Below are 22612 nucleotides of genomic sequence, written 5' to 3' on the forward strand. Positions count from 1 at the left end.
CGGCGTCGTCACCTCATGCCCGGCCGCCTCGAAGGGCGCGCGAAAAGCGTCGAAGGTCCAGCCGCCGCAGAAGGCTCCGTGGACCATGATGACCGGTGCGCGCATGAACGCCTTGAACCCGACTGTACCCCGCCGGCGAAGCGGCCGGCGGGGCTAGCCTACACGGTCTACTTCGACTTGGGCGAGGTTTTGGCGGGCGCCTTTGTCGCAGTCTTCTTGGCGGCGGGGGCCTTGGCCGGCGTGGCCGGCTTGGCCGCGACCTTCGGTTTGGCGGCGGCCTTCGGCGCAGCGGCCTTGGCGGGAGCCGCTTTCGGGGCGGCGGCCTTGGCCGGAGCCGCCTTGGGCGCCGTCGTCTTGGGCGCGGCGACCTTCGCCGCGGGTTTCGAGGCCGGCTTCGCGGCCGGTTTGGCGACGGGCGCGGCCTTGGCCTTCGGGGCCGCCTTCGCCGCGGTCGCAACCGCCGGCTTGGCGACCGGCTTGCTCGCGGCCTTGGGCGCTGCCGTCTTCGGCGCGGCGGCGGCCTTGGCGGCTGGCTTGGCCGGCGTCTTGGCGGCAGGGGCCTTGGCGGGAGCCGCGGCCTTCTTGGGCGCGGGCGCGGCCTTGGCGGCGGCGGGAGCCTTGGCCGCCGGCTTGGCGGCTGCCTTGGCCTTCGGAGCGGCCTTCGGGGCCGCCTTGGGCTTTGCGGCGGCCTTCGGAGCCGAAGCGGGAGCGGGCGTCGGCGCGGCGGCGACCGGAGCCGGGGCGGGCGCCGGAGCCGGAGCGACGGCCGGTTCGGCCGCCTTCACGGGCTCGGGGGGTGGCGCTGGCGCTTTCACGGGCGCCGGGGCGGGCGCGGCCGCGACCGGCGCAGGCGCGGGCGTCGGCGCCGGAGCGGGCTCGGCCGGCTTAACCGGTTCGGGCGCCGGCGCGGCGGCCTTGGCGGGCTGTGGCGCGGGCGCGGGGGCCGGCGTCGGTTTCTTGCCGCCCAGCCAGGCGATCAGGTCGTCGAGGATCTTCATCGTGTTCGGCTCATCTATGAGATAATGGGCGTTGTTGGGATATTCTCGGTACTCGGCGCCGGCGTACTTCTTGCCGACGAGACGCACGTCCTCGACGGGTGTCGTGCGATCCAGGGCGCCGGCCATCACCAGCACCGGCACGGTGACCTTGCTGGCGTCGACATAGGCGGCCTTGTTCGGATCCTTTGCGGGCCATGCCAGGTCGGCCAGCACTTGGCCGCTGTCATAGACCATCTTGGCGTAGAGATCGTCGTGGCGCGCGGGCGGCACGACGTTGGCCACGCCGAACTTGAAGCCCGGCTTCCACATCTTGCCGGCCTTGGTTTCCGGCTTGCCGGCCAGGGCCAGGTTCAGGAAGGTGAACAGTGGGGTCAGCTTGGGCTTGCCGCGCGCGTCGGCCGGGGAGGCCGGGGCGAACAGCGCCAGGCTCGCCGCGTGGCCCGCCTCGGCGACCTTCTGGGCGATCAGTCCTCCCATGGAGTGACCGATCACGATCGGCTTTTCGCCGGTCTCCTTGGCGAGGGTCTGGGCCAGGGCGCTCATCTCGGCGACATAGTCGGCCAGGGTCAGGCCGACGAGACCCGCGCGCGGGCCGTCGACCGTCCGCACCGCCGACCGGATGGTCGGGGCCACGACGCGATAACCTTCGGCTCGCAGCCTGGCAGCGACGGGGCCCCAGACGTCCCCCGCGCACCCGTAGCCGTGGATCAATAAAACCGTACTCGCCATACCGTTCTCCCCCGCGCGGCGGAAAGAGATCAGACGCCCCGCGCAAACCCCTTGAACGCGGCGACCACAGCTTCGTAGACCCCGCGCTTGAAGGGTACGATCAGTTCGGGTGCTTCGTCGAGCCTGCCCCATCGCCAGGCGTCGAACTCGACGTGGTCGTCCGCCTCCAGATCGATCTCCGAGTCGTCGCCGATGAAGCGATAGGCGAACCAGACCTGCTTTTGTCCTTGCCAGCCCCGTGACTGCCTGGGGTCGGCCAGCACCTCGGGAGGGAAGTCGTAGGTGATCCAGCCCTGCGTGCGTCCAAGCAGCTCGACGGAGGTGACGCCGGTCTCCTCGGCCAGCTCGCGGCGGGCGGCGGCCTCCAGGTCCTCGCCCTCGTCGACGCCGCCTTGCGGGAACTGCCAGTCATAGGGCGGCGCCTGCCTGTTGCGCCGGCCCAGCCAGACGCGGCCGTCCGGATGGAACAGGACGACGCCGACGTTCGGGCGATGCTGGGGATGGTCGAGCTCGGTCATGCCGGGCCTTATTCCACAGGCCTCAGCGATGGGCGAGGGCCGAGGCCGGGGCCAATTGCAGACCGCGCGCCTGCAGGCCGGCGGACCACACCCGCACCTGGTTGATCGTCACCGGATAGGCGAACCCCGAACCCAGCGACTGGCCGCGCGCGGTCGCGCCGTTCTCAAGGGCGCCCAACTGGGCGTCGATGGCGCTGGCCGACAGCTCGTCGTCGATCACGCGGTCGGCCGAGACGCGCGGGATCGGGCCAGCGCGGCGAGCCGCCAATCCATCGTCGACGAAGGCCAGGCCGCGCGCCTTGAGCACGGTGTTGAAGGTGGCCATGGCCTGGTCGTTGTCGACGAACCGCGCGCCCAGATAGTTCGACAGGCCGAAATAGCCGGTGGCCCGCGACATCAGCCATTCCAGCTTGCGGACGGTGTCCTCGGGCCGGTTGGCGGCGATCAGGGTGTAGGGGCCAGGGTCGTTGGCCGGATAGTCCGCCGGCTCCATTGGCGTCTCCAGCAGCACTTCGTGGCCGTGGGCGCGGGCCAGGTCGATCCAGCCCTGCAGCCCCTCGGCATAGGGCGCGAAGGACAGGGTGACCTCGCCCGGCAGGGTCTCGATCGCCGCGCGCGTGGTCTGGGGGTTGAGACCCAGGCCGCCGATGACGATGGACACCTTGGGGCGTCCGTTCGGCGTGAAGGGGCGGGCATAGGCGTCGGCGGCGGTGCGGCCATCGGCGGCGATGATCGGCAGGGGCGCGCCGCCGGGGCCGGGCGCGGTCAGGCCGGCGATGGGCGCCTGGGCCAGGCCAGGGCCCTGCTGAATCGGCGGCGGGACCTGCTGGCTTTCGGCGGGCGCGATTTCGTCGGCGGTCGGCGAAAGGAAGGGATTGCGCGAGAGGTTCAGTGGAGCAGGCGTCAGGCCGACCTCGTGCTCGCCCTCCGCGACCAGGGCCTCGCGCCAGCCTTCCGGCGGGTTCTTGGTCGCGCCGATCTTGGTCAGCTCCAGGCGAACGACGGGCGTCCCCGCGTGCGGGTCGCTGGTCACCAGCACCAGCGTGGCAAGGGAGGCGAGGAACAGGCAGGCCGCGCCGCCGGCGCCGATATAGGGGTTGCCCATGGCGCTCAACAGCCTGGCGCGCAGGTCGCTCGACCCGCCCGGAGCGGGCGCGGCGGCGGCATAGGCGGGCTTGCGCGAAAAGGTGACGGCCATGACCCTCTTAGGCTAGGGGGGCAGGGCCGAACATAGGGTTAACAAGATGTGGCCGACGCCCCACGGAGATGTGGCGCGAGGCCGCACGCCCTCCGAAAAGCGCCGCCCCAATCGCTCGGGGCGGCGCGAACGTTCCGGGTCCCCGGCTCGCCTACTTGTTCGAGGTCGGCGGACCTTTGCCAGCCGCCGCGGCCGCCTTGGCGGTGACCTCGGCGACCTTCGCCGCCGGCTTGGGCAGCTTGGGCGTGTTGGCCACGCCGCCGGCCTTAAGCACGGCGATGGCGCGCTGCAGCTGGAAGTCGTCCTTCTTGTCGTCGAAGCCGGTGGGCGGGGCCTCGGCCGGGGTGTGGACGCCTTGGCGGGTCTTGCCCTCGTCGGCGTTCAGCGCGTTCTTGAAGCTGGCCTCGCTGAACCAGACGCGGTTGGCGATGTCCTGGGCCTGGTCGCGGGTCTGGGCGACCTCGAGGTCCGGAGCGATGCCGGTCTTCTGGATCGAGCGGCCCGACGGCGTGAAGTAGCGCGCCGTCGTCAGCTTCAGGGCCCCATCGGCGCCGCCGCGCAGCGGGATCACGGTCTGAACCGAACCCTTGCCGAAGCTGGTCAGGCCGACAAGCTCGGCGCGGTGGCGATCCTGCAAGGCGCCGGCGACGATTTCCGCCGCCGAGGCAGAACCCTGGTTGATCAGCACCACCATGGGCAGGCCGTTCAGCAGGTCGCCGGCCTTGGCGTTGTAGCGCTGGATGTTGCGCGGATCGCGGCCGCGCTGGCTGACCACCTCGCCACCGTCCAGGAACACGTCGGCGACGCCGACCGCCTGGTCGAGCAGGCCGCCCGGGTTATTCCGGAGGTCGAGGATCAGGCCCTTCATCTTCGGATTCTTGGACTTCAGGTCGTTGATCGAGGCCGTCAGGGCCTCGGTGGCCTTCTCGTTGAACCCGGGCAGGCGAACATAGCCGTAGTCGCCTTCCATGCGGGCGATGGCGGCCTTGGGCTTGATCACCTCGCGCACGAGCTTGACGTCGAACGGATCGTTCTTGTCGCGGGCGATGGTCAGGGTGACCGGCTCGCCGGGCTGACCGCGCATCTGCTTGACCGCCTCGGTGACGGTCAGGCCCAGCACGCTCTGGCCGTTGACGGCGGTGATGTAGTCGCCGGCCTGGACGCCGGCGCGCGAGGCGGGCGTGCCGTCCATCGGCGAGATCACCTTGACCACGCCGTCCTCGCTGGTGACTTCCAGGCCCAGGCCGCCGTATTCGCCGCGGGTGGTGTCCTGCATGTCCTCGTAGCTGTCGGGGGACAGGTAGCCAGAGTGCGGATCAAGACTGGTCAGCATGCCGTCGAGGGCCGCCTCGATCAGCTTCTTGTCGTCGACCTCGGTGACGTACTGGTCCTCGACCGTGCCGAGCACGTCGCCGAACAGCTCCAGCATCTTGTAGGTCTTGGTCTTGGGGGCGTTGTTCGCCTGAGCGATGGGGCTGACATAGGCCATGGCCCCGGCGCCGAGGACAAAGGCCGAAACTCCGATGAGCAGGTACTTGCGCATTAAGGCCCAGAAGGCTCCCTAGCGGCGCGCGGCGCCGCTTTCCATTGTTTTAGCCCGTCCAACCCTAGAGCGCGCTAGGCGCGCTCCAACCTTGGATCTAGAGCCTGTCTATCGGGTTCCGATGGAATATCCGAACCCGACAGGCTCTAGCAGTGGTCGTAGGTGAAATTACGGCCAGCATTACTGAAAAAGCCGTCTACCGCGACTCCTGTTTGAGCCAGCGTTCCGGATCGGCCGGCTCGCCGTTCTCCCGAACCTCTAGATAGAGTTCCGGATCGGAAGATACATGCTCCGGCATCTTTCCGATGGGGGCGCCGGCCGCGACAGATTGTCCGGGCGCCGCCGTAATCTGGTCCAGGCCCGCCAGCACCAGGTGATAGGCGCCCTGTGAGCGCAGGATCAGCACCGCGCCCCAGCCGTTCAGCGCGCCGGCGTATTCAACCGTTCCGGCGGCGGGCGCGGCGACGGTCAGGCCCTTGTCAACGCGCAGGGTCAGGCCGGACGCCTTGCCGCCGGCCGGCATCTCCTGGCCAAAGCGCCGCACGATCGCCCCCGCGGCCGGGCTGCGCAGGTGCAGCGGCCCGGTCGGCTCCACGCGCCCCAGGCCATCGGTCAGGGCCCCCAGGGTTCGCAGTTCGCTCTCCTGGGCGAGGGCTTCCTGGGCGTAGGCGCGCTCCAGCTGGGTCTTCTCGATGATTAGCCGCTCGATCTCGCCCTTGCGGTCGGCCACGACGCTTTCGGCGGTGAACAGCTCGGCCGAGGCGGCGGCCGCCTCGCGGCGCAGGGTTCCGACAGCGGTCGCCTGGCGGGCGTAGGCCTCGGCCCGCCTTTGCAGGTCGGGGGTCATGGCGCGGATCAGGATCGCCGCCCGCACCGCGTCGCGGGCGTTGTCCGGCGAGACCAGCAAGGCCGGAGGCGGATCGCGACGGAACAGCTGCAGCGCCGACAGCAGCAGCGACAGCCGCTGCCGGTTGACGCCCAGGTCGGCCAGGATGGCGCGTTCGCGGGCGTTCAGCGCCTCAAGTCGGGCGCGCTTGGCGTCGACATCGACGCCGGCGGTGATGCGGGCGTGGTCCAGGCGATCCAGCTCGGCCCGCAGGTCCTCGATCTCGCGGCGGGTGTCGGCGGCGTTCTGGCGATCCTTGGCGCGCTGGGCCTCATAGGCGCGGTCGACGCTCTGCCAGGCGACCACGGCCGTGGGGACGGCGAGGGCCAGGGCGGCGAGCGCGAACACGAGACGCGAAGGACGGCGAAGCATGGGCGCTCTTAGTGCCCTAATCCCGGTGATAGGGCGAGCCCGACAGGATGGTGGCGGCGCGATAGATCTGTTCGGCCAGCATGGCCCGGGCCAGGGCGTGCGGCCAAGTCTGAGGCCCGAAGGCCATGGTCTCGTTGGCGGTCGCCAGGATGGACGGATCCAGGCCGTCGGCCCCGCCGATCAGGAACACCACGCGTCGGGTTCCGTCGTCGCGCAGCCGGGCCAGGTGGTCGGCGAAGTCGCGGCTCTTGCGGACCTTGCCGTGTTCGTCGCAGGCGATGACGTGGGCGCCGTCCAGGTGCGGGCGCAGCACCTCGGCCTCGGCGGCCTTGCCGGGCTTCCTCGCCTCGACTTCTACGATCTCGACGGGACCCAGCGCCAGGGCGCGGCCGGACGCTGTGGCGCGGGACACATAGTCCAGGGCCAGCTGCGCCTCGACCATGCGGCCAAGCTTTCCGACGGTGAGGATGGTGATCTTCATCGGGGGTTGAAGCGCTCGAGGCCGCCATCTCTCCACGAGACAGCGGCCGAGCGCGAGAGATCAGTTCGCGGCCGTACGGTGCGGGGCGTCGACCGCCCAGATCTTCTCGATGTTGTAGAAGGCGCGCACTTCGGGACGGAACAGGTGGACCACGACGTCACCGGCGTCGATCAGCACCCAGTCGCAGTGCGGCAGGCCTTCGACCCGCGCCTTGCCGAAGCCGTTTTCCTTCAGCGCCCGCAGGATGTGGTCGGCCAGCGCGCCGACGTGACGGTGCGAACGGCCCGACGCCACGATCAGGCTGTCGGCCACCGAACTTTTGTCGGCCAGGTCGATGTGGACGATGTCCTGGGCCTTGTCGTCGTCGAGGCGGGTCAGGATCAGGCGCTCCAGCGCCTTCACGTCGAGGGGCGAACTCAGGCCCGGGGATTCAGGTGAGGACTCGGCGCCGGCCGGGCCTTCATGCGCACTTTGCGCGGGGTCGCTACGCAGCGTATTGCTCCTTATGGGGTCGCTGTGGACGCCCCTCTTAGCACGGAATTGGGCGAAAAGTGAGGGGTCGCGTTCAGCGCGTCGTTTTCGCCCCGGTCGGGATCGTTTGATCCGCGGCCAAGCTAGCCCTTTTTCCGGACTCGCATGGCGGTCGACTCTTCCCTTTGCCTCGCCCGCATCGCCGTCGAGGACGCGAAATTCAGCGGGCCGGTCAGGTAGACCCAGGCGGGCGCGGTGGCGTCGGGCAGGGTCGCCGCGGCGCTGGCGGGCCAGCGGGCGAAGGCGAAGCGGCGGGCCGCCGGAGAGGTGCGGGCCTTCAGCGCGATCCAGGGGCGCGAGATCACCGCGACCGGAACCTCCCGCATGATTTGGGTCCAGCCGCGCCAGCGGTGGAAGGTCGCCAGGCTGTCGGCGCCCATCACCCAGACGAACTTCACGCCCGGAAAGCGCGCCCGCAGCACCCGCAGGGTGTCGATGGTGTATTGCGAGCCCAGGCGGGTCTCGGCGTCGGAGACGATCATCCCCGAGCCGCGCGCCCAGCGGCGGGCCTGCGCCATGCGCTCGGCCAGCGGGCGGGTTTCGTGGGCCGATTTCAGCGGATTCTGCGGCGAGACCAGCCAGATGACGCGGTCCAGCTCCAGGCGGCGCATGGCCGTCTCGGCCACGTGGGCATGACCCTCGTGCGCCGGGTTGAAGCTGCCGCCGAACAGGCCGACGCGCATCCCGGGCTCCAGGTGGAACCCGAGGCGCTGGGCGTTGGGCCGGCCGGCCTCAGGGACGAGTCTGGCCGGTCCCGCGAACCACATATTTGAACGTCGTCAGCTGCTCGGCCCCTACCGGACCGCGGGCGTGAAGCTTGTCGGTGGCGATGCCGATCTCGGCCCCGAAGCCGAATTCGCCGCCGTCGGCGAACTGGGTCGAGGCGTTGACCAGCACGATGGCGCTGTCGACCGCCGCCACGAAGGCGTCGGCGGCCGCCGTGTCCTCGGTGACGATCGCGTCGGTGTGGCCCGAGCCGAAGGCGGCGATGTGCTCGGCCGCGCCCTCGACGCCATCGACCACGGCCACGGCCAGGATCGGCGCTAGATATTCGGTGGTCCAGTCCTCCGCGGTCGCGGCCTTCATGGCCGGGACGATGGCGCGGGCGGCGGCGTCGCCGCGCAGCTCGCAGCCGGCCGCGAGAAGCGCGTCGGCGATCGGCGGCAGCAGCGTCTCGGCGGCGGCCTTGTCGACCAGCAGGGTCTCGGCCGCGCCGCAGACCGACACGCGGCGCAGCTTGGCGTTGACGACGATGTCGACGGCCTTCTTCGGATCGGCGGCCGCGTGGACGAACACGTGGTTCAGGCCTTCCAGGTGGCCCAGCACCGGGGCGCGGGCCTCGGCCTGCACCCGGGCGACCAGGCTCTTGCCTCCGCGCGGGATGATCAGGTCGATCGAGCGGTCGAGCCCTTGTAGGATCATGCCCACGGCCGCGCGGTCCGGCGTCCTCACCGCCTGGACGGCGCTGGCGGGCAGGCCGGCGGCCAGCAGGCCACGTTCGATCGCCGCGTGGATCGCGAGGTTGGAGGCGATGCATTCCGACCCGCCGCGCAGGATCACGGCATTGCCGGAGCGCACGCACAGGGCCGCGGCGTCGGCGGTGACGTTGGGACGGCTCTCGTAGATCATGGCGATCACGCCGATCGGGGTGCGCACGCGGCTGATGTCCAGGCCGTTGGGGCGCGTCCAGCGCGAGGTCGCCACGCCCAGCGGATCAGCGATGTCGGCGACGGCCTCGACTCCGGCGGCGACGCCTTCTAGGCGCTTTTCGTCCAGGGCAAGGCGGTCCAGCATCGGGCCCGAGACGCCATTGGCCTCCGCGCGGGCCAGGTCCTGGGCGTTGGCGGCCAGGATGGCGGGCGCGGCCGCGCGGACTTCGGCGGCCATGGCGCGGATGGCGGCGGTGCGCTGCTCTGGCGTGGCCAGACGCAGGGCGCGCGCGCCCTCGCGGGCCATCCGGCCCATGTCCGCCATCGTCGCCTGCAAGCTCACGCCCGCGTCGTCCATGTTCGTCCGTCCCCGCAAGGTTATGCTCAGGTTGAGACTTACCTAGAGCGCGTTAGGCGAAAGTGTAAGCGGTTTCGCCGCCAAACGCGCTCCAGGCAAGAAACTGGAGCCTGACCGGAGGACAGGCTCTAGGCGCTTTCAGGGCGGGATGAAACCGACTTCGTCTGAAAACGGAGAGAGTTTGGCTGGCGTTGGGGGGCGGCGACCAAGCCTGGCCGCGTCGCGTCGAGATCGGTACCCGGCTCGGCGATCGCCTCCGACGCACGGGCGTAGCGGCCGGGCGAGAGGCCCGCGTGGCGCGTGAAGGCCATGCTGAAGGTGGCGGCCGAACGGTAGCCGACGCGCGCGGCGACCTGGGCCACGGAAAGGGCGTCGCGCCTCAGCAGGGTCTTGGCCAGAGCCATGCGCCAGTTCAGCAGATAGTCCATCGGCGTGACCCCGACGGCGCTCTTGAAGCGCTCGAAGAACACCGAGCGCGACAAGGCCGTCCGCTTGGCCAGCTCGGCGACCGACCAGGCGTGCGACGGCGCCTGGTGCATCAGCCGCAGGGCGACGGCCAGCCGCTCGTCGGCGAGACCGCGGACCAGGCCGGCTGTCGGGGCCGATCCGCCCGTGGCGCGCAGGGCCTCGATCAGCATCACCTCCAGCAGGCGTTCGACGACGAGATCCCGGGCCGGGCGCTGGGCGCGGGCTTCGTCGCCGACCAGTTGCACCAGGGCGGCCAGCCGCGCCTCGCCACGGACCAGGACCAGCCTCGGTAGCAGCGAGACCAGAAGGGCCGCGTCGGGCGAGCCGAAGTCGCAACAGCCGATCAGCATCCGCACGGTGGCTGGGCCTTCGCCGATCTTGAAGGCGCCGTCGGGCTGGATCGCCGGCCAGGAGGTGGCGACGTGGGGCGGCGGCGGTTCCAGGCTGGTGGTGGTGTGGTGATAGGTGGCGGGGATCAGCACGAAGTCGCCCGCGTGCAGGGTGATCGGCGCCTCGCCGTCCAGGGTCAGCAGGCAGCTGCCCTCCAGCACGACCCGATAGGACGGCCGCCCGGCGTCCTCGCGGCGCACCCGCCAGCGACCGGCGGCCCCGACCACCTTGGCGAAGGGCGCGCCCGGCCGCAGCAGGGTGACGACTTCGGTCAACGGGTCGACGGCGGCGGGGTCGTTCACATCCGGACTTTCGCTGATGTCATGCGGACGAAACATCGTAGCGGGTCCGGCTCCGGCCGCCTAGCTACCCTGTCATCGCAACACGATCGGCAGGAGCCCTTCCATGCAAACCGTCCTGATCACTGGGTGCTCGTCCGGCTTCGGCCTGGACATCGCCCGCGACTTCCTGGCCCGCGGCTGGAACGTCGTGGCCACCATGCGCGCGCCGCGCGAGGATCTGCTGCCGGCCTCCGATCGCCTCAAGGTGCTGGCGCTGGACGTCACCGACGCCGACAGCATCCGCCAGGCGATCGCGGCCGCCGGACCCATCGACGTACTGGTCAACAACGCCGGGATTGGCCTGCTGAACGCCGTGGAAGGCGTGCGGATGGAGGACGCCCGGGCGGTGTTCGAGACCAACGTCCTGGGCGTGATCGCCATGACCCAGGCGGTGCTGCCGCAGTTCCGAGAGCGTCGCGCGGGCGTGATCGTCAACGTCTCGTCCAGCGTCACCCAGAAGCCGCTGCACCTGCTGTCGGTCTATACGGGCAGCAAGGCGGCGGTGAACGCCTTCTCGACGTCGCTGGCGCTGGAGCTGGAGCCGTTCGGCGTGCGGGTGCGCGTCGTGCTGCCGGGCCGCGCGCCCGAGACCGCGTTCAGCGAGAACGCCCGCGCCCGGCTGCCGAACGGCGTCCCCGAGGCCTATGCGGACCTCGCCCAGCAGGTGTTCGCCCGCTGGGCGCAGTCGACCGAGGTCACCCATTCGCGCGACGTCGTCGAGGCGGTGTGGCGGGCGGCCACCGATCCCGCCTGCCCGATGATCATCCCGGCTGGCGCCGACGCCGTGGCGCTCGCGGCCCAGGGCGGAGGCTGATCGCTACTCCGCGTCCCAGCGATAGGCCTTGTCCAGCCAGTCGCCGATGCGGCCGTCGGGCCGGGCCAAGGTGTGGATCTCCGTCATCTCCTTGTCGGACAGCTCGAAGTCGAGGATGTCGAAATTCTCCTCGACGCGCTTCGGATTGCTGGTGCGCGGGATGGCGATGATCCCCTGCTGGATGATCCAGCGCAGGGTGACCTGGCCCGGCGTCTTGCCATGGGCGCGGCCGATGTCGATCAGCACCGGGTCCTCGGCGACCTTGCCCTGGGCCAGGGGCGACCAGGCGGTGATCGAGACGCCCAGCTCGTCGGCTTTGGCCTTCAGGGTCTTCAGCGACAGATAGGGATGGTACTCGACCTGGTCGGTGGCGATCGGCGCGTCGGACAGCCGGACGGCCTCCTCCAGCAGGGCCGAGGGGAAGTTCGACAGGCCGATGGCCCGGGTCCAGCCGCGCGAACGGACCTCGTTCAAGGCGTTCAGGGTCTCGGCCAAAGGCACTTCCGGCTTGGGCCAGTGGAGCAGCAGGAGGTCGACGTGGTCGACGCCCAGCCGCTCGAGGCTCTTTTCGGCCGAGCGCTGCAGGTCGCCATCGGCGAACTTGTCGATCCAGACCTTGGTGGTCAGGAAGATCTCGTCGCGCTTGACCCCGCTGTTCCTGATGCCCGCGCCGACGTCGCGTTCATTGCCGTAGATCTGGGCGGTGTCGATGTGGCGGTAGCCCACCTCCAGCGCCTTCTCGACCAGCGGGACGGCCGTTCCGTTCTCCAGCTGCCAGGTGCCGAAGCCGAGGGCGGGGATCAGGACGTCGCCGGAACGGACGGCGGGGACAAGCTTGGACATCGAGAACTCCGAAAGAGCGGTCAGGCGGATAAGAAAGGGCTCTGGGCCGGCGCCACCTTGGCCCGAACGCGGGCCTCGTCATAGATCATGGGCAAGCCTTTCGGAGCAGGACTATATGAGGGGCATGGATTCCGAGAACCCCCTGAAGACGCCTGTCCTGGTGCTCGGCGCGACCAGCCTGATCGGCGGTCACCTGCTGGAGCGGCTGAAGGCCGACGATCTGGACCCCTTCGCCGTCAGCCGCCAGCCGCCGGCGGGCGACGCCTGCTGGATCGACGGCGATCTGAGGGACCCCGATATTTCCAGTCACTTGCCGCCGGCGGCCACGGTGTTCTCGTTGTCGCCGATCTGGCTGCTTCCCGCCGCCCTGCCGACCTTGAAGGCGCGGGGCATGGAGCGGCTGATCGCCTTCTCCTCGACCAGCCGGTTCACCAAGACCGACTCTCCGGACGCCGGCGAGCGGGCGGTGGCGCAGGCCCTGGCGGGGGCGGAGGCGGCCGTCGAGGCCTGGTGCGTCGAGAATGGCGTCGCCTGGACCATCCTGCGCCCGACCTTGATCTATGACGAAGGCCATGACGAGAACGTCAGCCGCATCGCCCGCCTGGTGGAGCGGTTCCACGTCATGCCGTTGTCGGGCAAGGGCGAGGGGCTGCGCCAGCCGGTCCATGCGGCCGATCTCGCCCGGGGCGCCGTGGCGGCGGCTCACGCGCCGACGACCCGCGACCGGGCCTACAATCTGGTGGGCGGCGAGACCCTGACCTATCGCGCGATGGTCGACCGGGTGTTCGAGGGGCTGGGCAGGACGCCGCGCAGCCTGCCGATGCCGACGTGGCTGTTCGCCCTGCTGATGCGGCTGGCCAAGCCGTTCTATCCGGGCGCGACCGCGGCCATGGGGGTCCGGATGGGCCAGGACTTGGCGTTCGATTCTTCCGAGGCGGTCCGGGATTTCGGATGGGCGCCGAGGGCCTTCCATCCGCGCTTCTAGAGCATTTTTTGAGCGAAGTGGTCCCGGTTCGCGTGAAGAAAAATGCGCTAAAACAAAAGACTAGAGCTCACGGCCTGACGCAGTCAGGTCGTGAAATGCTCTAGTCCGCGTCGGCCAGCACCATGGCGAACGGCGTCAGGGCGCCGTCCTGTTCGACATAGCCGCTGACCAGCTTGCGGTCGGGCGGCAGGACGCCCAGGTCGATCTCCTCGCTGGGGAAGACCACCGTCCGGCGGTCGCCGACGCAGACCACCAGCTCATAGCCCTCAAGCGCCCGGCGCGACATCGCCTTGATGTAGGAATAGTACGGCTCGCGCCGCCAGGCGGTCGGCTTGCCCGGATCGACGACCACGTTCAGCCGTTTGTCGTCGCGGTCCGAATACATGACGAAGCCGGCCTTGTCGGGACGCCATTCGTCGCCGAGCCGGTCCGAGGTCAGCCACAGGCAGTGGAAGCCCCGGCAGGCCGCCGGCCTATGCTCGTAGAAGCCGCAGCCGCCGCCCTTCTTGAAGTGGCCGCACCAGACGCCATCGGCCTTGTCCAGCGCCTCGATCGCCAGGACCTTGCAGCACAGGCCGCACGCGCCGCAGCTTTTCTCGCCCATAGTCCCCGTCCCGTCGGGCCCGATCGTCAGGAGGCGGACGTTAGCGAGGCTGTGTGACGGTTTGATGCGGGGGCGCTACGACGGATCGACGTTCAAGGCGGCGTACAATTCCTGCCTTCCTGGGCACAAGGCCCAGGAAGGCGAACTATTGAATTCAACCGCTACTTTGAATGTCGATCCGTCCTAGCCCAGAGGCGCGGGGCAGGCGGCGCGGCCCAGGTCGTAGCGAGCAAAGGGCTCTTCCTTGGCGCCGGACCTGGCGACGATGGTCCAGGACAGCTTGGTCCCCTCCAGCCGCCAGCGATTGACGAAGCTGGCGTCGGGATAGGCGTAAGCGATGTCGAACCCGCCCGGCTGGGCCGCGCCCTGGCCGACGGCTGTGAAGTCGCCGCCGAAGCTATCGGCCCAGAAGCCCGAGACGCCAGTGGCCGGCCCGTCCTTGGGCGCCGGGCCCCGGCCCGCGAAGACCAGGTGGGCGGCGTAGCGGTCGGCCGGATCGGCCTTGGCCCGGCTATCGACGTCCACCGTCAGCATCGTACCGAGGGCGACCGGTCGCGCCGAGAGGACGATCTCGACGGGCTTGCCCATCACCTCGCCCGCGCCGCGCCAGCAGCCTTCCAGGGCCCCGACCTGGGCGGGGATGGGGGCGGGCGGCGGATCCTCGGCCCAGGCCGCTCCGGCCATGACCACGAACAGGACGCTCAAGCTGAAGGCGCGCATATCATTCCCCGCGAATCCGACGCGTCCGTTTAACGGCGAATCGCATCGCGTCCCGCCTATTCCGCGTCCGCCGCGCTCCACACGCCCAGTTCGTTGCCCGACGGATCGGTGAAGTGGAAGCGGCGACCGCCCGGGAAGCTGAAGATCGGGGCGGTGATCACGCCGCCGGCCTTGACGACCTTGTCGAGCATGGCTTCCAGGTCGTGGGCGTAGAGGATGACCAGCGGACGGTCGGTCGCGCCTTCCTGCGGCTTGGCGAAGCCGCCATCGGCGCCCTGGCCTTCGAACGCGACGTAGTCGGGCCCGTAGTCGACGAAGCTCCAGCCGAAGGCGGCCGAATAGAAGGCCTTGGTCGCCGGCAGGTCGCCGCCGGGCCATTCGATATAGTCGATCTTGCCGTCTTCGCGCATGGCGCCCTCCTGTCGTTTCGTTCCTTGTTTGTTCTAGAAGCCGCTCACGGCAGAGTCCAGACGCTGGTTCGCTTGACGGCGAAGTCCTCGAGCTCGCGCGTGGTCTCGACCTGGTACTCGGCCAACTTCATCAGGTCGTCCTTGCGGAAATAGGTGCGGCCCGGATCGCCAATCAGCACGCCGGCGCCGCCGGCCCGTCCTTGGCGCAACCAGTCCATCACCGCCTCGGCCATGGGCTTCTCGTAGCAGATGTCGCCGGCCAGCAGGACGTCGGCGCCAGATGGAGGACCGATCGGCGGCGGGGCGTCCAGCAGATTGACGTCGGTGAAGCCGACCTCGACGCCGTTGGCCTGGGCGTTCAGGCTTATGGCCGCTTCGCAGAAGACGTCGATATCGGCCGCCAGCACGCTTTTCGCGCCGGCCTTCATCGCCGCGATGGCGACGATGCCCGAGCCCGAGGCGAAGTCGATCACCCGCTTGCCGGCGACGATCTCGGGGTGGTCGAGGACATAGCGCGCCAGGGCTTGGCCGCCCGCCCAGGCGAAGGCCCAGAACGGCGGCGGCAGGCCGATCTTTTCCAGCGCCTCCTCGGTCAGCTTCCAGATCGGCGTGATCTCATCGGCCAGATGCAGCGACAGCTCCGGCGTGTGCGGCGGGGTCTGCAGGCGGGTGTTCTCACGGATGAAGGCCCTGCGGCCTTCCAGAGTCTGGACGATCATGCGCGCCTTAGAGCACGCACGGTGTCAGGCCGCGACCGGTTTGCTCGACGCGGCCTTCAGCACCGACAGATAGCCCGGCGCGGTAAGCATGCCGTCGGTCAGGCCCTTTTTCTCCAGCAGCCGGTGCGCCAGCGGCAGGTTCCAGCACGGGGTGTGCATGAACATGTGGTGCTCGGCGTGGAAATTGACGTGGTAGGGCGCGATCAGGGCGCGCTCGAGGATGTTGGCCTGGGTGGTGCGGGCGTGGCGGAACGGGTCGGGCTCGTCCCGCGCCACCAGGGCGTGCTCGGCGATATTGCGAAGTCGGGTGACCAGCGGGAACCACGTGGCCATCGGCACGATCCATAGCGCCAGCCACGCCCACCACAGGCCCGCCGCGCTCAGCACGATCAGCAGGCCGAGGTTCCAAAGCAGGAACGACTTCTGCCGCGCCACCTCGCCGGCGAAGATCGCGCCCTTCGGCTGGCCGGCCTTCGCCTTGCCCAGCAAGGGACCGAAGCGCTGCTTGAAGAAGGTCTGGCCGGTCAGGTCGCGGATCATCTTCCGGCGTAGCGAGGCGCGGGTGGTCGGGAAGGGCGCCGAGAGCACCAGGTCCGGATCCTCGGCCTGCTGGGCGTACTTGTGGTGCGTCAGGTGATAGGGCCGGTAGCTGGCCAGCGAGGCGCCGATCGGCGCGGCGCACAGCCACTCGCCTAGCCAGTCGTTGACCTTGAGGTTCGGATGCAGTCCACCGTGCGCGGCCTCGTGCATCAGGATGGCCAGGCCCAGCTGCCGGGCGCCGATCAGCATCACGGCCAGGACGTAGGTCAGCGGGTTCGGGAACAGCACGAACAGGGCGCCGGCGGCGAGGATCACGATCCAGGCGTGGGCGACCATGGCGATCCCGCGCCAGGACGAGCGCGCGGAAATCCGCGTCCATTCCTCGGGCGTGAACAGGTCCTGCGGTTTAACGCGCGCTGCGACGGCCATGGAACGGATCATCGCACATTCAGCTTCACCCCGACAGGATGACCCGACGTCACATTTTCACGGAGCCCCCATGCGCCGCCTGATCCCCGCCCTGGCCCTGACCGCTGTCTGCGTCGCCCTGGCCCTGCCGGCCGCCGCCGCCAGCTTCGACTGCCGCAAGGCGCGGACCGCCGACGAGAAGGCGATCTGCGCCGACCGGGCGCTGAACGACCAGGACGTCCGCGTCGACCAGCTATACGGCATCACCCGCCATCTCGTGCCGATGGGCGGGCGGGGCGCGATCATGGACGACCAGCGGACCTGGCTGAAGGACCGCCACGCCTGCGGCGCGAACCGCGCCTGCCTGGCGCGCAGCTACGATCGCCGGCTGGCGCAGCTGAACCAGGTGATGGATCGCGTCTACCGCCAGGGGCCGTTCTGACGGCTACTTCTTCTTGTCCTGGCCGAACGGTAGCCGGGCCTTGACCTGGTCGAGCGGCGTCTTGGTCACGACGACCGGCGGGGGAGCGACGATCGGCGCGGTCTTGATCGGATAGGCGCGCCAGCCGCTCTGGATCAGGGCGCCGAAGCCTTGGCATTTGGGCAGGTAGCGAACCGCCCCGGCGCGCGGCTTGGGAAAGGGGGCGGGCTGGACCAGGTCCTGGCGCTTGGGGTCGACGAAGCGCCAGTCGGTCGGCAGGCCGTAGCCCTTTTCGCCGCCCAGGCGCACAGCCTTGTAGGCGATATTGGCCTGGAACGGGGTCACGCCGTACTTGACCATCGCCCGCAGGAAGATGGCGTCGGCCTCCTCGCGCTTGCCCGGCTCGCCGATGGTGTAGAGCCAGTCGTGGACGATGGCCGCCCGGGCGGTCGGCCCCTGCGGGTCGACGAAGCCCTGACCGTACCAGGGCACGCTGGCGAAGTCGGTGACGTACCAGCGCGGCACCACGATCACCTTGCCGGTCTCGACGTCGCAATAGGGGAACTCGGCGTCCAGGGTGAACAGCTTGCGGCCGTCCTTGGTCTGGTTGAACAGCATGATCGGCTGCGGCGTCAACGAGCTGGGCGGCGTAGGCGCCACGACCGGCACGAAGACGGTGGTGCTGGTCTGCGTCGCGCAGGCGGCGAGGATCAGGCTGGAGCCGGCGAGGGCGGCGAGGGACTTGAAACGGGACATCACGACTGCGGAAGCGGAAACCGTGCGACCTTCTGATCGCCGGACCGGCGCGTAGCAAGCGACAATGGCGAAGTTTCGGCCGCGACGCCTCTTCCGGCCCCTCGTGGCAAAAAACGTGATTGGTCCGCCATGACGCGGCGGCGCCTGTTTGGTAAGCCCTTGCGCGAACCTCGATCCCTCAAAGTTTAAGGACATCCGCGCATGGCCGATATCGACGCCGCCTGGACCCGCCTGGTCGCCGCCGCCAAGGCCGCCGGCGAAAAGCGCATCGTCGAGTTCTTCGACGCCGAGCCGGATCGTCTGGACGCTCTGACCCTGGACGTGGCCGGCCTGCGCCTCGATTTGTCGAAGCAGGCCTGGGACGAGGCCGGTTTGGAGACGGCCCTGGACCTGGCGCACGCCGCCGGCGTCGAGGCCGCCCGTGACCGCATGTTCGCCGGCGAGGCGATCAACTCGTCCGAGGGCCGGGCGGTGCTGCACACGGCGCTGCGCGCGCCCGCCGACGCCGACTTCAAGGCGCTGGGCCAGCCGGTCATGGCCGAGGTCGAGGCCGTTCGCCAGCGGATGAAGGCCTTCGCCGAGGCCGTCCGCTCCGGCGCCATCAAGGGCGCGACGGGCAAGCCGTTCAAGGCCATCCTGCACATCGGCATCGGCGGCAGCGACCTGGGCCCCCGCCTGCTGTGGGACGCCCTGCGGCCGATCAGGCCGTCCATCGACCTGCGCTTCGTGGCCAATGTCGACGGCGCCGAGTTCGCCCTGACCACGGCCGACATGGATCCGGAAGAGACCCTGGTCATCGTCGTCTCCAAGACCTTCACGACCCAGGAGACCCTGGCCAACGCCACCGCCGCCCGCGGCTGGCTGGCCGACGCCCTGGGCGAGGCCGGCGCCAACCAGCACTTGGCCGCCATCTCGACCGCGCTCGACAAGACCGCCGCCTTCGGCGTGCCGGACGATCGGGTGTTCGGCTTCTGGGACTGGGTCGGCGGCCGCTATTCGCTGTGGTCGTCGGTCAGCCTGTCGGTGGCGGTCGCCTGCGGCTGGGACGTGTTCGAGGCCTTCCTGCGCGGCGGGACGGCGATGGACGCGCACTTCCGCGCCGCGCCGCTGGAGAAGAACGCCCCGGTGCTGGTCGCCCTGGCCCAGATCTTCAACCGCAACGGCCTGGACCGCCGGGCCCGCTCGGTCGTGCCCTATTCGCACCGCCTGCGTCGCCTGGCCTCGTTCCTCCAGCAGCTGGAGATGGAGAGCAACGGCAAGTCGGTCGGTCCAGACGGCCGGCCGGTCCGGCATGGCACGGCCACGGTGGTGTTCGGCGACGAGGGGACCAACGTCCAGCACGCCTATTTCCAGTGCATGCACCAGGGGACCGACATCACGCCGATGGAGCTGATCGGGATCGCCAAGTCGGACGAAGGTCCGGCCGGCATGCACGAGAAGCTGCTGTCGAACCTCTTGGCCCAGGCCGAGGCCTTCATGGTCGGGCGGAGCACGCAGGACGTCGTCGCCGAGCTCCAGGCCAAGGGCGTTTCCGAGACCGAGATCGCCACCCTGGCCCCGCAGCGGACCTTCGCCGGAAACCGGCCCTCGACCCTGCTCTTGCTGGAGCGCCTGACGCCCGAGACCTTCGGCGCCCTGATCGCCCTCTACGAGCACAAGACCTTCGTCGAAGGCGTGATCTGGGGGATCAATTCCTTCGACCAATGGGGCGTCGAGCTGGGCAAGGTGATGGCCAATCGCATCCTGCCCGAACTGGAGAGCGCCGCCGCCGGCGACCATGATCCGTCGACGGCGGATCTGATCGCGCGGCTCAAGAAATAACGCGATCCCTCCCCCTTGATGGGGGAGGGGCAGGGGTGGGGGTGATGCGGCGGTCGATGCAGCGCCCCGTGTCCAGCTCAACAGTCACCCCCATCCCCGGCCCTTCCCCCATCAAGGGGGAAGGGGGCCTTAGAACGTCTTCCTCACCCGCATCTGAACGAAGGTGTTGGGATTGATGTCGCGGTCCTCGACGAAGGCCACGGCGCGGTCCGGGCCGCGGTTGGCGAACACCGTGCGGCGGATGGTGTAGTCGTCCCAGAGGTTCAGCTGCCAACGGATCGCCAGGGTCGGGGTCGGCTTGTACTCGGCGAAGGCCTCGTAATAGCCCGACCCGCGCCAGACGTTGGTCTGGTCGACGTCGTAGGTGCCCTGACCCAGCAGCGGCAGCCAGTTGATCCCCCACTGGGTCTTGTACTTCACGATGTCCTGCTGGAAGCCGATATTGGCCTGGGTCGGGCGGACCTTGCTGATCGGCCGGTCGCGGCCGGTCGTCGGGTCCTTCACGTGGGTCTCGTTCCAGTCGTTCTTGAAGGTGAAGCGGCCGCCCTTGATCCCCAGCCGGTCGGTCGGGACCACGATGTTGACCGACAGCCGGTCCAGGGTCGCGTCGCCGATATTGCCGGTCGCCGACAGGCCGCCGGGCAGCGGCAGGCGGTCGATCACCCCGATGATCTCGTCGTGGCGATAGCCGATCGAGACCACGCCCTCGCCCCAGAAGCGGCGCTCATAGGTCAGTTCCGAGATCCAGCGCTGCTCGGGCTTCAGATCGACATTGCCGCCATAGACGGTCTCGTCGTCCAGGTCCGACGAGGCGGCGAAGTCCTCGAAGTCCAGCTGGCCCAGCTCCCGCTCGAAACGGAAGCGCACCTGGTGGCTGGCCTTGGGCGTCCAGGTCGCCAGGAAGCGGGGCTTCAGATAGAAGAAGCTCTTCTTGTTCGAGGCGTCGCCCGACTGCTTTAGGGTCGAGGTCTCGGCCCGCAGCCCGCCTTCCAGGGTCAGCTTCGGATTGACCCGCCAGGTCGCCTTGGCGAAGGCCTCGCCGCGCAGCTCCTCGACCTTGACCGAGGCGCTGGGCAGATGCACGCCCACGCCGCCGACACTGTAGGCTTGGCGCACGTCCAGCATGTTGTAGGCGCCCTCGCCGCCGGCCTCGAGCGTCAGGGCCGGCGAATATTCGTGGCGCACCAGGCCGCGCAGGATCGACTCGGAGTCGTCCCCGTCGGCGACGAACCGCTGCTGCGGGCTCTTGGCGCCGTTCAGGGTCTCGTCGCCGGTCGAGACGTTGTCGAAGTTCTCGAACGAGTGGATCAGCCGGGTCTCCAGGTTCCAGCGCGGGGCCAGCGGCCGGGTGTAGGTCAGGCCCAGCTCGCCCGAGTGGCTCTCCTCGTCATAGGCGCTGCGGCGGAAGGCGATCGGTGAGCTCAGCTCCTGCCATTCCTGCCAGTCGTGCACGCCGAAACGGGCCGTGGCCTCCAGCTTGCCGCCCAGGACCGGGCCCGAGAAGTTGCCGCGGATCGAGCGCCCGCCGCCCCAGCCGTCGTTCAGATAGGTCTCGCTGCGGAGCAGCTTGCCCGTCCCGTCGTGGCGGACATTGGTCCCCGCGCCGTTGGAGTCGCTGGTCGAGGTGCCGTCGCTGAGCATCACGCCCCAGCTACGATCGCCGTTGGTGGCGGTGAACTGGTAGGTGCCGCCATAGACGTCGTGGCCGCCGTCGAACATCACCGCGTTCCAGGTGGCGATCGACTGATGGCTGACGCCCTTCTTCAGCACGACGTTCACGATCACCGCGTAGCCCTGCATGTCGACGCCCGGCGCCCCGCCGCGGATCAGCTCGACGCGCTCGACGCGGTCGGCCGGGGTGCGCCCCAGCACGTTGGAGCCGGTGTCGTTCTTCGAGGCCGGACGGCTGCCGTTGATCAGGATGTTGCCGACCGCGCCCTCGAAGCCGCGCGCGCCCGAGCCGTCGTCGACGTCGAAGCCCGGCACCCGGTCGACCATGTCGAGCGCCGTGTTCGGGCGCTGGGCGGCGAAGAAGTCGGGGGTGAAGACCAGCACCCCGCGCTGGGCCGTGTCGTCCAGCGGGGCCTGGCTGGTCGGCCCCGTGGGGACCGGCGTCACGGCGGCCGACTGGTCGGCGGGCTTGCCCGTCTCGCCGGCCTGGGCCGAGCCCGCGGCGGCGGCGAGCAATACGGTGGCGGTGGTCGCCAGAAGCGCGGTCTTGGTCATACTGTTTCCCCTCACGAGGAAAGCTGTGACCGCCACTCAACTTCATCTCAAGTTACAAGGCTGAAATGTAGGTTACTTCTCCGATAGATTACAGGTCGTTCATGTTTATACCAGGCGCATCTGTGGATAAGTCTCGTGGGCCTGGCTGGAAGTCTTAAGACTTCGTGTAGAGGCCTGGCCCGGATCAGCCCTCGTTCGCCGGCGCGGCGTGCGGCGCGGGAAGGGACGGCGTCTCGTCCAGCTGGGCCCGCAAGACCTGCAGATATTCGTATTCCTTCCGGCGCAGCAGCTCCTTCGCGACCCGCATGCGCTCGGCGCGGATGGCCTCGACCGTGCTGTCGGCGGTGATCGCGCCGGTGTCGAGCCCGCTCAGGGGTGAGGTCGGCGAGGCCGGGGGTCTGTGCTTGGACATCGAAGGGCTCCATGGGGCTTGGACACGAGGCGACGGTCTTCCGCCGGAAAAGCCGGCGGGCTGGGGAGGCGGCGGAGCGTCCGGGCCGCGCCCGGAGTTTGAGTTTGGAGTACCGTTTCGACGTGAACCGAGCGCTCCGCGCGGTCGTCGATGCGGAAGCCTTCGGGGCGCGGGGTCTTAACCCGCTCCCGACGAGAGGCCACCGGCGGGCGGGAGGAAAGCGACCCTCCCGGACCGCGCGGGCGATTTCAGCCCGCGCCTGGCGCGTCGTTCAGGGCGTCGCGAGCATGGCCCCCGGCCCGACCTCGGCGGAGGAGCCGCCCCATCCGGAGCTGTCGCCCTCGCCGAGGCCCGCCGGGCCCCGCGACGCCGATCGGGACGCCACCCGCTCGACCGCCCCCACCGCCCGTTCGGTCGCCAGCTGGACGGCCTCCCCCGCGGTGGGGCGAGGACAAGTATGGGGGGCGGTCT

The 22612-nt window shown here is 69.6% G+C and carries 24 protein-coding genes and 1 pseudogene; 4 read left to right on the forward strand and 21 right to left on the reverse strand.

Features of this window, described 5'->3' with window-relative positions; translation table 11 throughout:
• The 11 genes and pseudogenes from VJ655_RS05085 to VJ655_RS05135 form a co-directional block, all read right to left on the reverse strand.
• Positions 1-105: pseudogene (locus VJ655_RS05085) on the reverse strand (alpha/beta hydrolase); the annotation flags it as partial.
• Positions 106-167: 62 nt separating this feature from the next.
• Entirely contained in the window at positions 168-1727 is a 1560-nt protein-coding gene (locus VJ655_RS05090; RefSeq protein WP_324109980.1) for an alpha/beta hydrolase, read from the reverse strand.
• Between the two features lie 29 nt (positions 1728-1756).
• Positions 1757-2245, reverse strand: a complete 489-nt coding sequence (locus VJ655_RS05095; protein WP_324109981.1) for an RNA pyrophosphohydrolase — start codon at positions 2243-2245, stop codon at positions 1757-1759.
• Positions 2246-2267: 22 nt separating this feature from the next.
• On the reverse strand, positions 2268-3443 hold the full coding sequence (locus tag VJ655_RS05100) for a divergent polysaccharide deacetylase family protein (protein ID WP_324109982.1): 1176 nt from the start codon (positions 3441-3443) through the stop codon (positions 2268-2270).
• Between the two features lie 151 nt (positions 3444-3594).
• Entirely contained in the window at positions 3595-4986 is a 1392-nt protein-coding gene (locus VJ655_RS05105; protein WP_324109983.1) for a S41 family peptidase, read from the reverse strand.
• 196 nt (positions 4987-5182) lie between these two features.
• The gene (locus VJ655_RS05110) at positions 5183-6244 is read right to left on the reverse strand and encodes a murein hydrolase activator EnvC family protein (protein WP_324109984.1); all 1062 of its coding nucleotides are present in this window, start codon (positions 6242-6244) and stop codon (positions 5183-5185) included.
• 16 nt (positions 6245-6260) lie between these two features.
• A complete protein-coding gene (rlmH, locus tag VJ655_RS05115) occupies positions 6261-6725 on the reverse strand; it encodes a 23S rRNA (pseudouridine(1915)-N(3))-methyltransferase RlmH (RefSeq protein WP_324109985.1) in 465 nt (154 codons plus the stop codon).
• Positions 6726-6785: 60 nt separating this feature from the next.
• Positions 6786-7217 carry a ribosome silencing factor gene (rsfS, locus tag VJ655_RS05120; protein ID WP_324110002.1) on the reverse strand — a complete coding sequence of 144 codons (432 nt, stop codon included), beginning with the start codon at positions 7215-7217 and terminating at the stop codon, positions 6786-6788.
• Positions 7218-7339: 122 nt separating this feature from the next.
• A complete protein-coding gene (locus tag VJ655_RS05125) occupies positions 7340-8023 on the reverse strand; it encodes a nicotinate-nucleotide adenylyltransferase (protein ID WP_324109986.1) in 684 nt (227 codons plus the stop codon).
• Positions 7989-9263, reverse strand: coding sequence for a glutamate-5-semialdehyde dehydrogenase (locus VJ655_RS05130; RefSeq protein WP_324109987.1), 1275 nt, complete (start codon positions 9261-9263; stop codon positions 7989-7991). The genes VJ655_RS05125 and VJ655_RS05130 overlap by 35 nt, the downstream gene beginning before the upstream one ends.
• Positions 9264-9391: 128 nt before the next feature.
• Complete coding sequence (locus tag VJ655_RS05135; RefSeq protein WP_324109988.1) at positions 9392-10459, reverse strand: AraC family transcriptional regulator; 1068 nt, start codon at positions 10457-10459, stop codon at positions 9392-9394.
• Positions 10460-10526: 67 nt separating this feature from the next.
• Between VJ655_RS05135 and VJ655_RS05140 the strand changes: the two genes are divergently transcribed.
• The gene (locus VJ655_RS05140; protein ID WP_324109989.1) at positions 10527-11276 is read left to right on the forward strand and encodes an SDR family oxidoreductase; all 750 of its coding nucleotides are present in this window, start codon (positions 10527-10529) and stop codon (positions 11274-11276) included.
• A 3-nt stretch (positions 11277-11279) separates the two neighbouring features.
• Here VJ655_RS05140 and VJ655_RS05145 read toward each other — a convergent pair whose 3' ends face one another.
• Positions 11280-12119 carry an aldo/keto reductase gene (locus tag VJ655_RS05145; RefSeq protein ID WP_324109990.1) on the reverse strand — a complete coding sequence of 280 codons (840 nt, stop codon included), beginning with the start codon at positions 12117-12119 and terminating at the stop codon, positions 11280-11282.
• A 124-nt stretch (positions 12120-12243) separates the two neighbouring features.
• On the opposite strand from VJ655_RS05145, the gene VJ655_RS05150 reads away from it, so the two are divergent.
• Entirely contained in the window at positions 12244-13104 is an 861-nt protein-coding gene (locus VJ655_RS05150; RefSeq protein WP_324109991.1) for an NAD(P)H-binding protein, read from the forward strand.
• 100 nt (positions 13105-13204) lie between these two features.
• Here the strand turns inward: VJ655_RS05150 and VJ655_RS05155 are convergent, their stop codons facing one another.
• From VJ655_RS05155 to VJ655_RS05175, 5 genes are all read right to left on the reverse strand, one after another.
• The gene (locus VJ655_RS05155; RefSeq protein WP_324109992.1) at positions 13205-13708 is read right to left on the reverse strand and encodes a YkgJ family cysteine cluster protein; all 504 of its coding nucleotides are present in this window, start codon (positions 13706-13708) and stop codon (positions 13205-13207) included.
• 183 nt (positions 13709-13891) lie between these two features.
• Positions 13892-14428 (reverse strand): hypothetical protein, encoded by a 537-nt coding sequence (locus tag VJ655_RS05160; protein ID WP_324109993.1) that lies wholly within the window; start codon positions 14426-14428, stop codon positions 13892-13894.
• Between the two features lie 56 nt (positions 14429-14484).
• Positions 14485-14838 carry a VOC family protein gene (locus VJ655_RS05165; protein WP_324109994.1) on the reverse strand — a complete coding sequence of 118 codons (354 nt, stop codon included), beginning with the start codon at positions 14836-14838 and terminating at the stop codon, positions 14485-14487.
• 44 nt (positions 14839-14882) lie between these two features.
• Positions 14883-15557 carry a methyltransferase gene (locus VJ655_RS05170; protein WP_324109995.1) on the reverse strand — a complete coding sequence of 225 codons (675 nt, stop codon included), beginning with the start codon at positions 15555-15557 and terminating at the stop codon, positions 14883-14885.
• 24 nt (positions 15558-15581) lie between these two features.
• Positions 15582-16526, reverse strand: a complete 945-nt coding sequence (locus VJ655_RS05175) for a fatty acid desaturase family protein (protein ID WP_324110003.1) — start codon at positions 16524-16526, stop codon at positions 15582-15584.
• A gap of 70 nt (positions 16527-16596) precedes the next feature.
• On the opposite strand from VJ655_RS05175, the gene VJ655_RS05180 reads away from it, so the two are divergent.
• The gene (locus VJ655_RS05180; RefSeq protein ID WP_324109996.1) at positions 16597-16947 is read left to right on the forward strand and encodes a lysozyme inhibitor LprI family protein; all 351 of its coding nucleotides are present in this window, start codon (positions 16597-16599) and stop codon (positions 16945-16947) included.
• Positions 16948-16950: 3 nt separating this feature from the next.
• On the opposite strand, the gene VJ655_RS05185 is transcribed toward VJ655_RS05180, so the two are convergent.
• A complete protein-coding gene (locus VJ655_RS05185) occupies positions 16951-17682 on the reverse strand; it encodes a DUF1353 domain-containing protein (protein WP_324109997.1) in 732 nt (243 codons plus the stop codon).
• Positions 17683-17883: 201 nt separating this feature from the next.
• Here VJ655_RS05185 and pgi point away from each other — a divergent pair, with 201 nt between their 5' ends.
• On the forward strand, positions 17884-19503 hold the full coding sequence (gene pgi / locus VJ655_RS05190) for a glucose-6-phosphate isomerase (RefSeq protein WP_324109998.1): 1620 nt from the start codon (positions 17884-17886) through the stop codon (positions 19501-19503).
• A gap of 129 nt (positions 19504-19632) precedes the next feature.
• Here the strand turns inward: pgi and VJ655_RS05195 are convergent, their stop codons facing one another.
• From VJ655_RS05195 to VJ655_RS05205, 3 genes are all read right to left on the reverse strand, one after another.
• Positions 19633-21729, reverse strand: a complete 2097-nt coding sequence (locus VJ655_RS05195; protein WP_324109999.1) for a TonB-dependent receptor — start codon at positions 21727-21729, stop codon at positions 19633-19635.
• Between the two features lie 184 nt (positions 21730-21913).
• Positions 21914-22141 (reverse strand): hypothetical protein, encoded by a 228-nt coding sequence (locus VJ655_RS05200; protein ID WP_324110000.1) that lies wholly within the window; start codon positions 22139-22141, stop codon positions 21914-21916.
• A 271-nt stretch (positions 22142-22412) separates the two neighbouring features.
• The coding region (locus VJ655_RS05205) for a hypothetical protein (protein WP_324110001.1) at positions 22413-22612 on the reverse strand (200 nt) is incomplete at its 5' end.

It is taken from the genome of Caulobacter sp. (assembly GCF_035254145.1).
Lineage (GTDB): Bacteria > Pseudomonadota > Alphaproteobacteria > Caulobacterales > Caulobacteraceae > Caulobacter.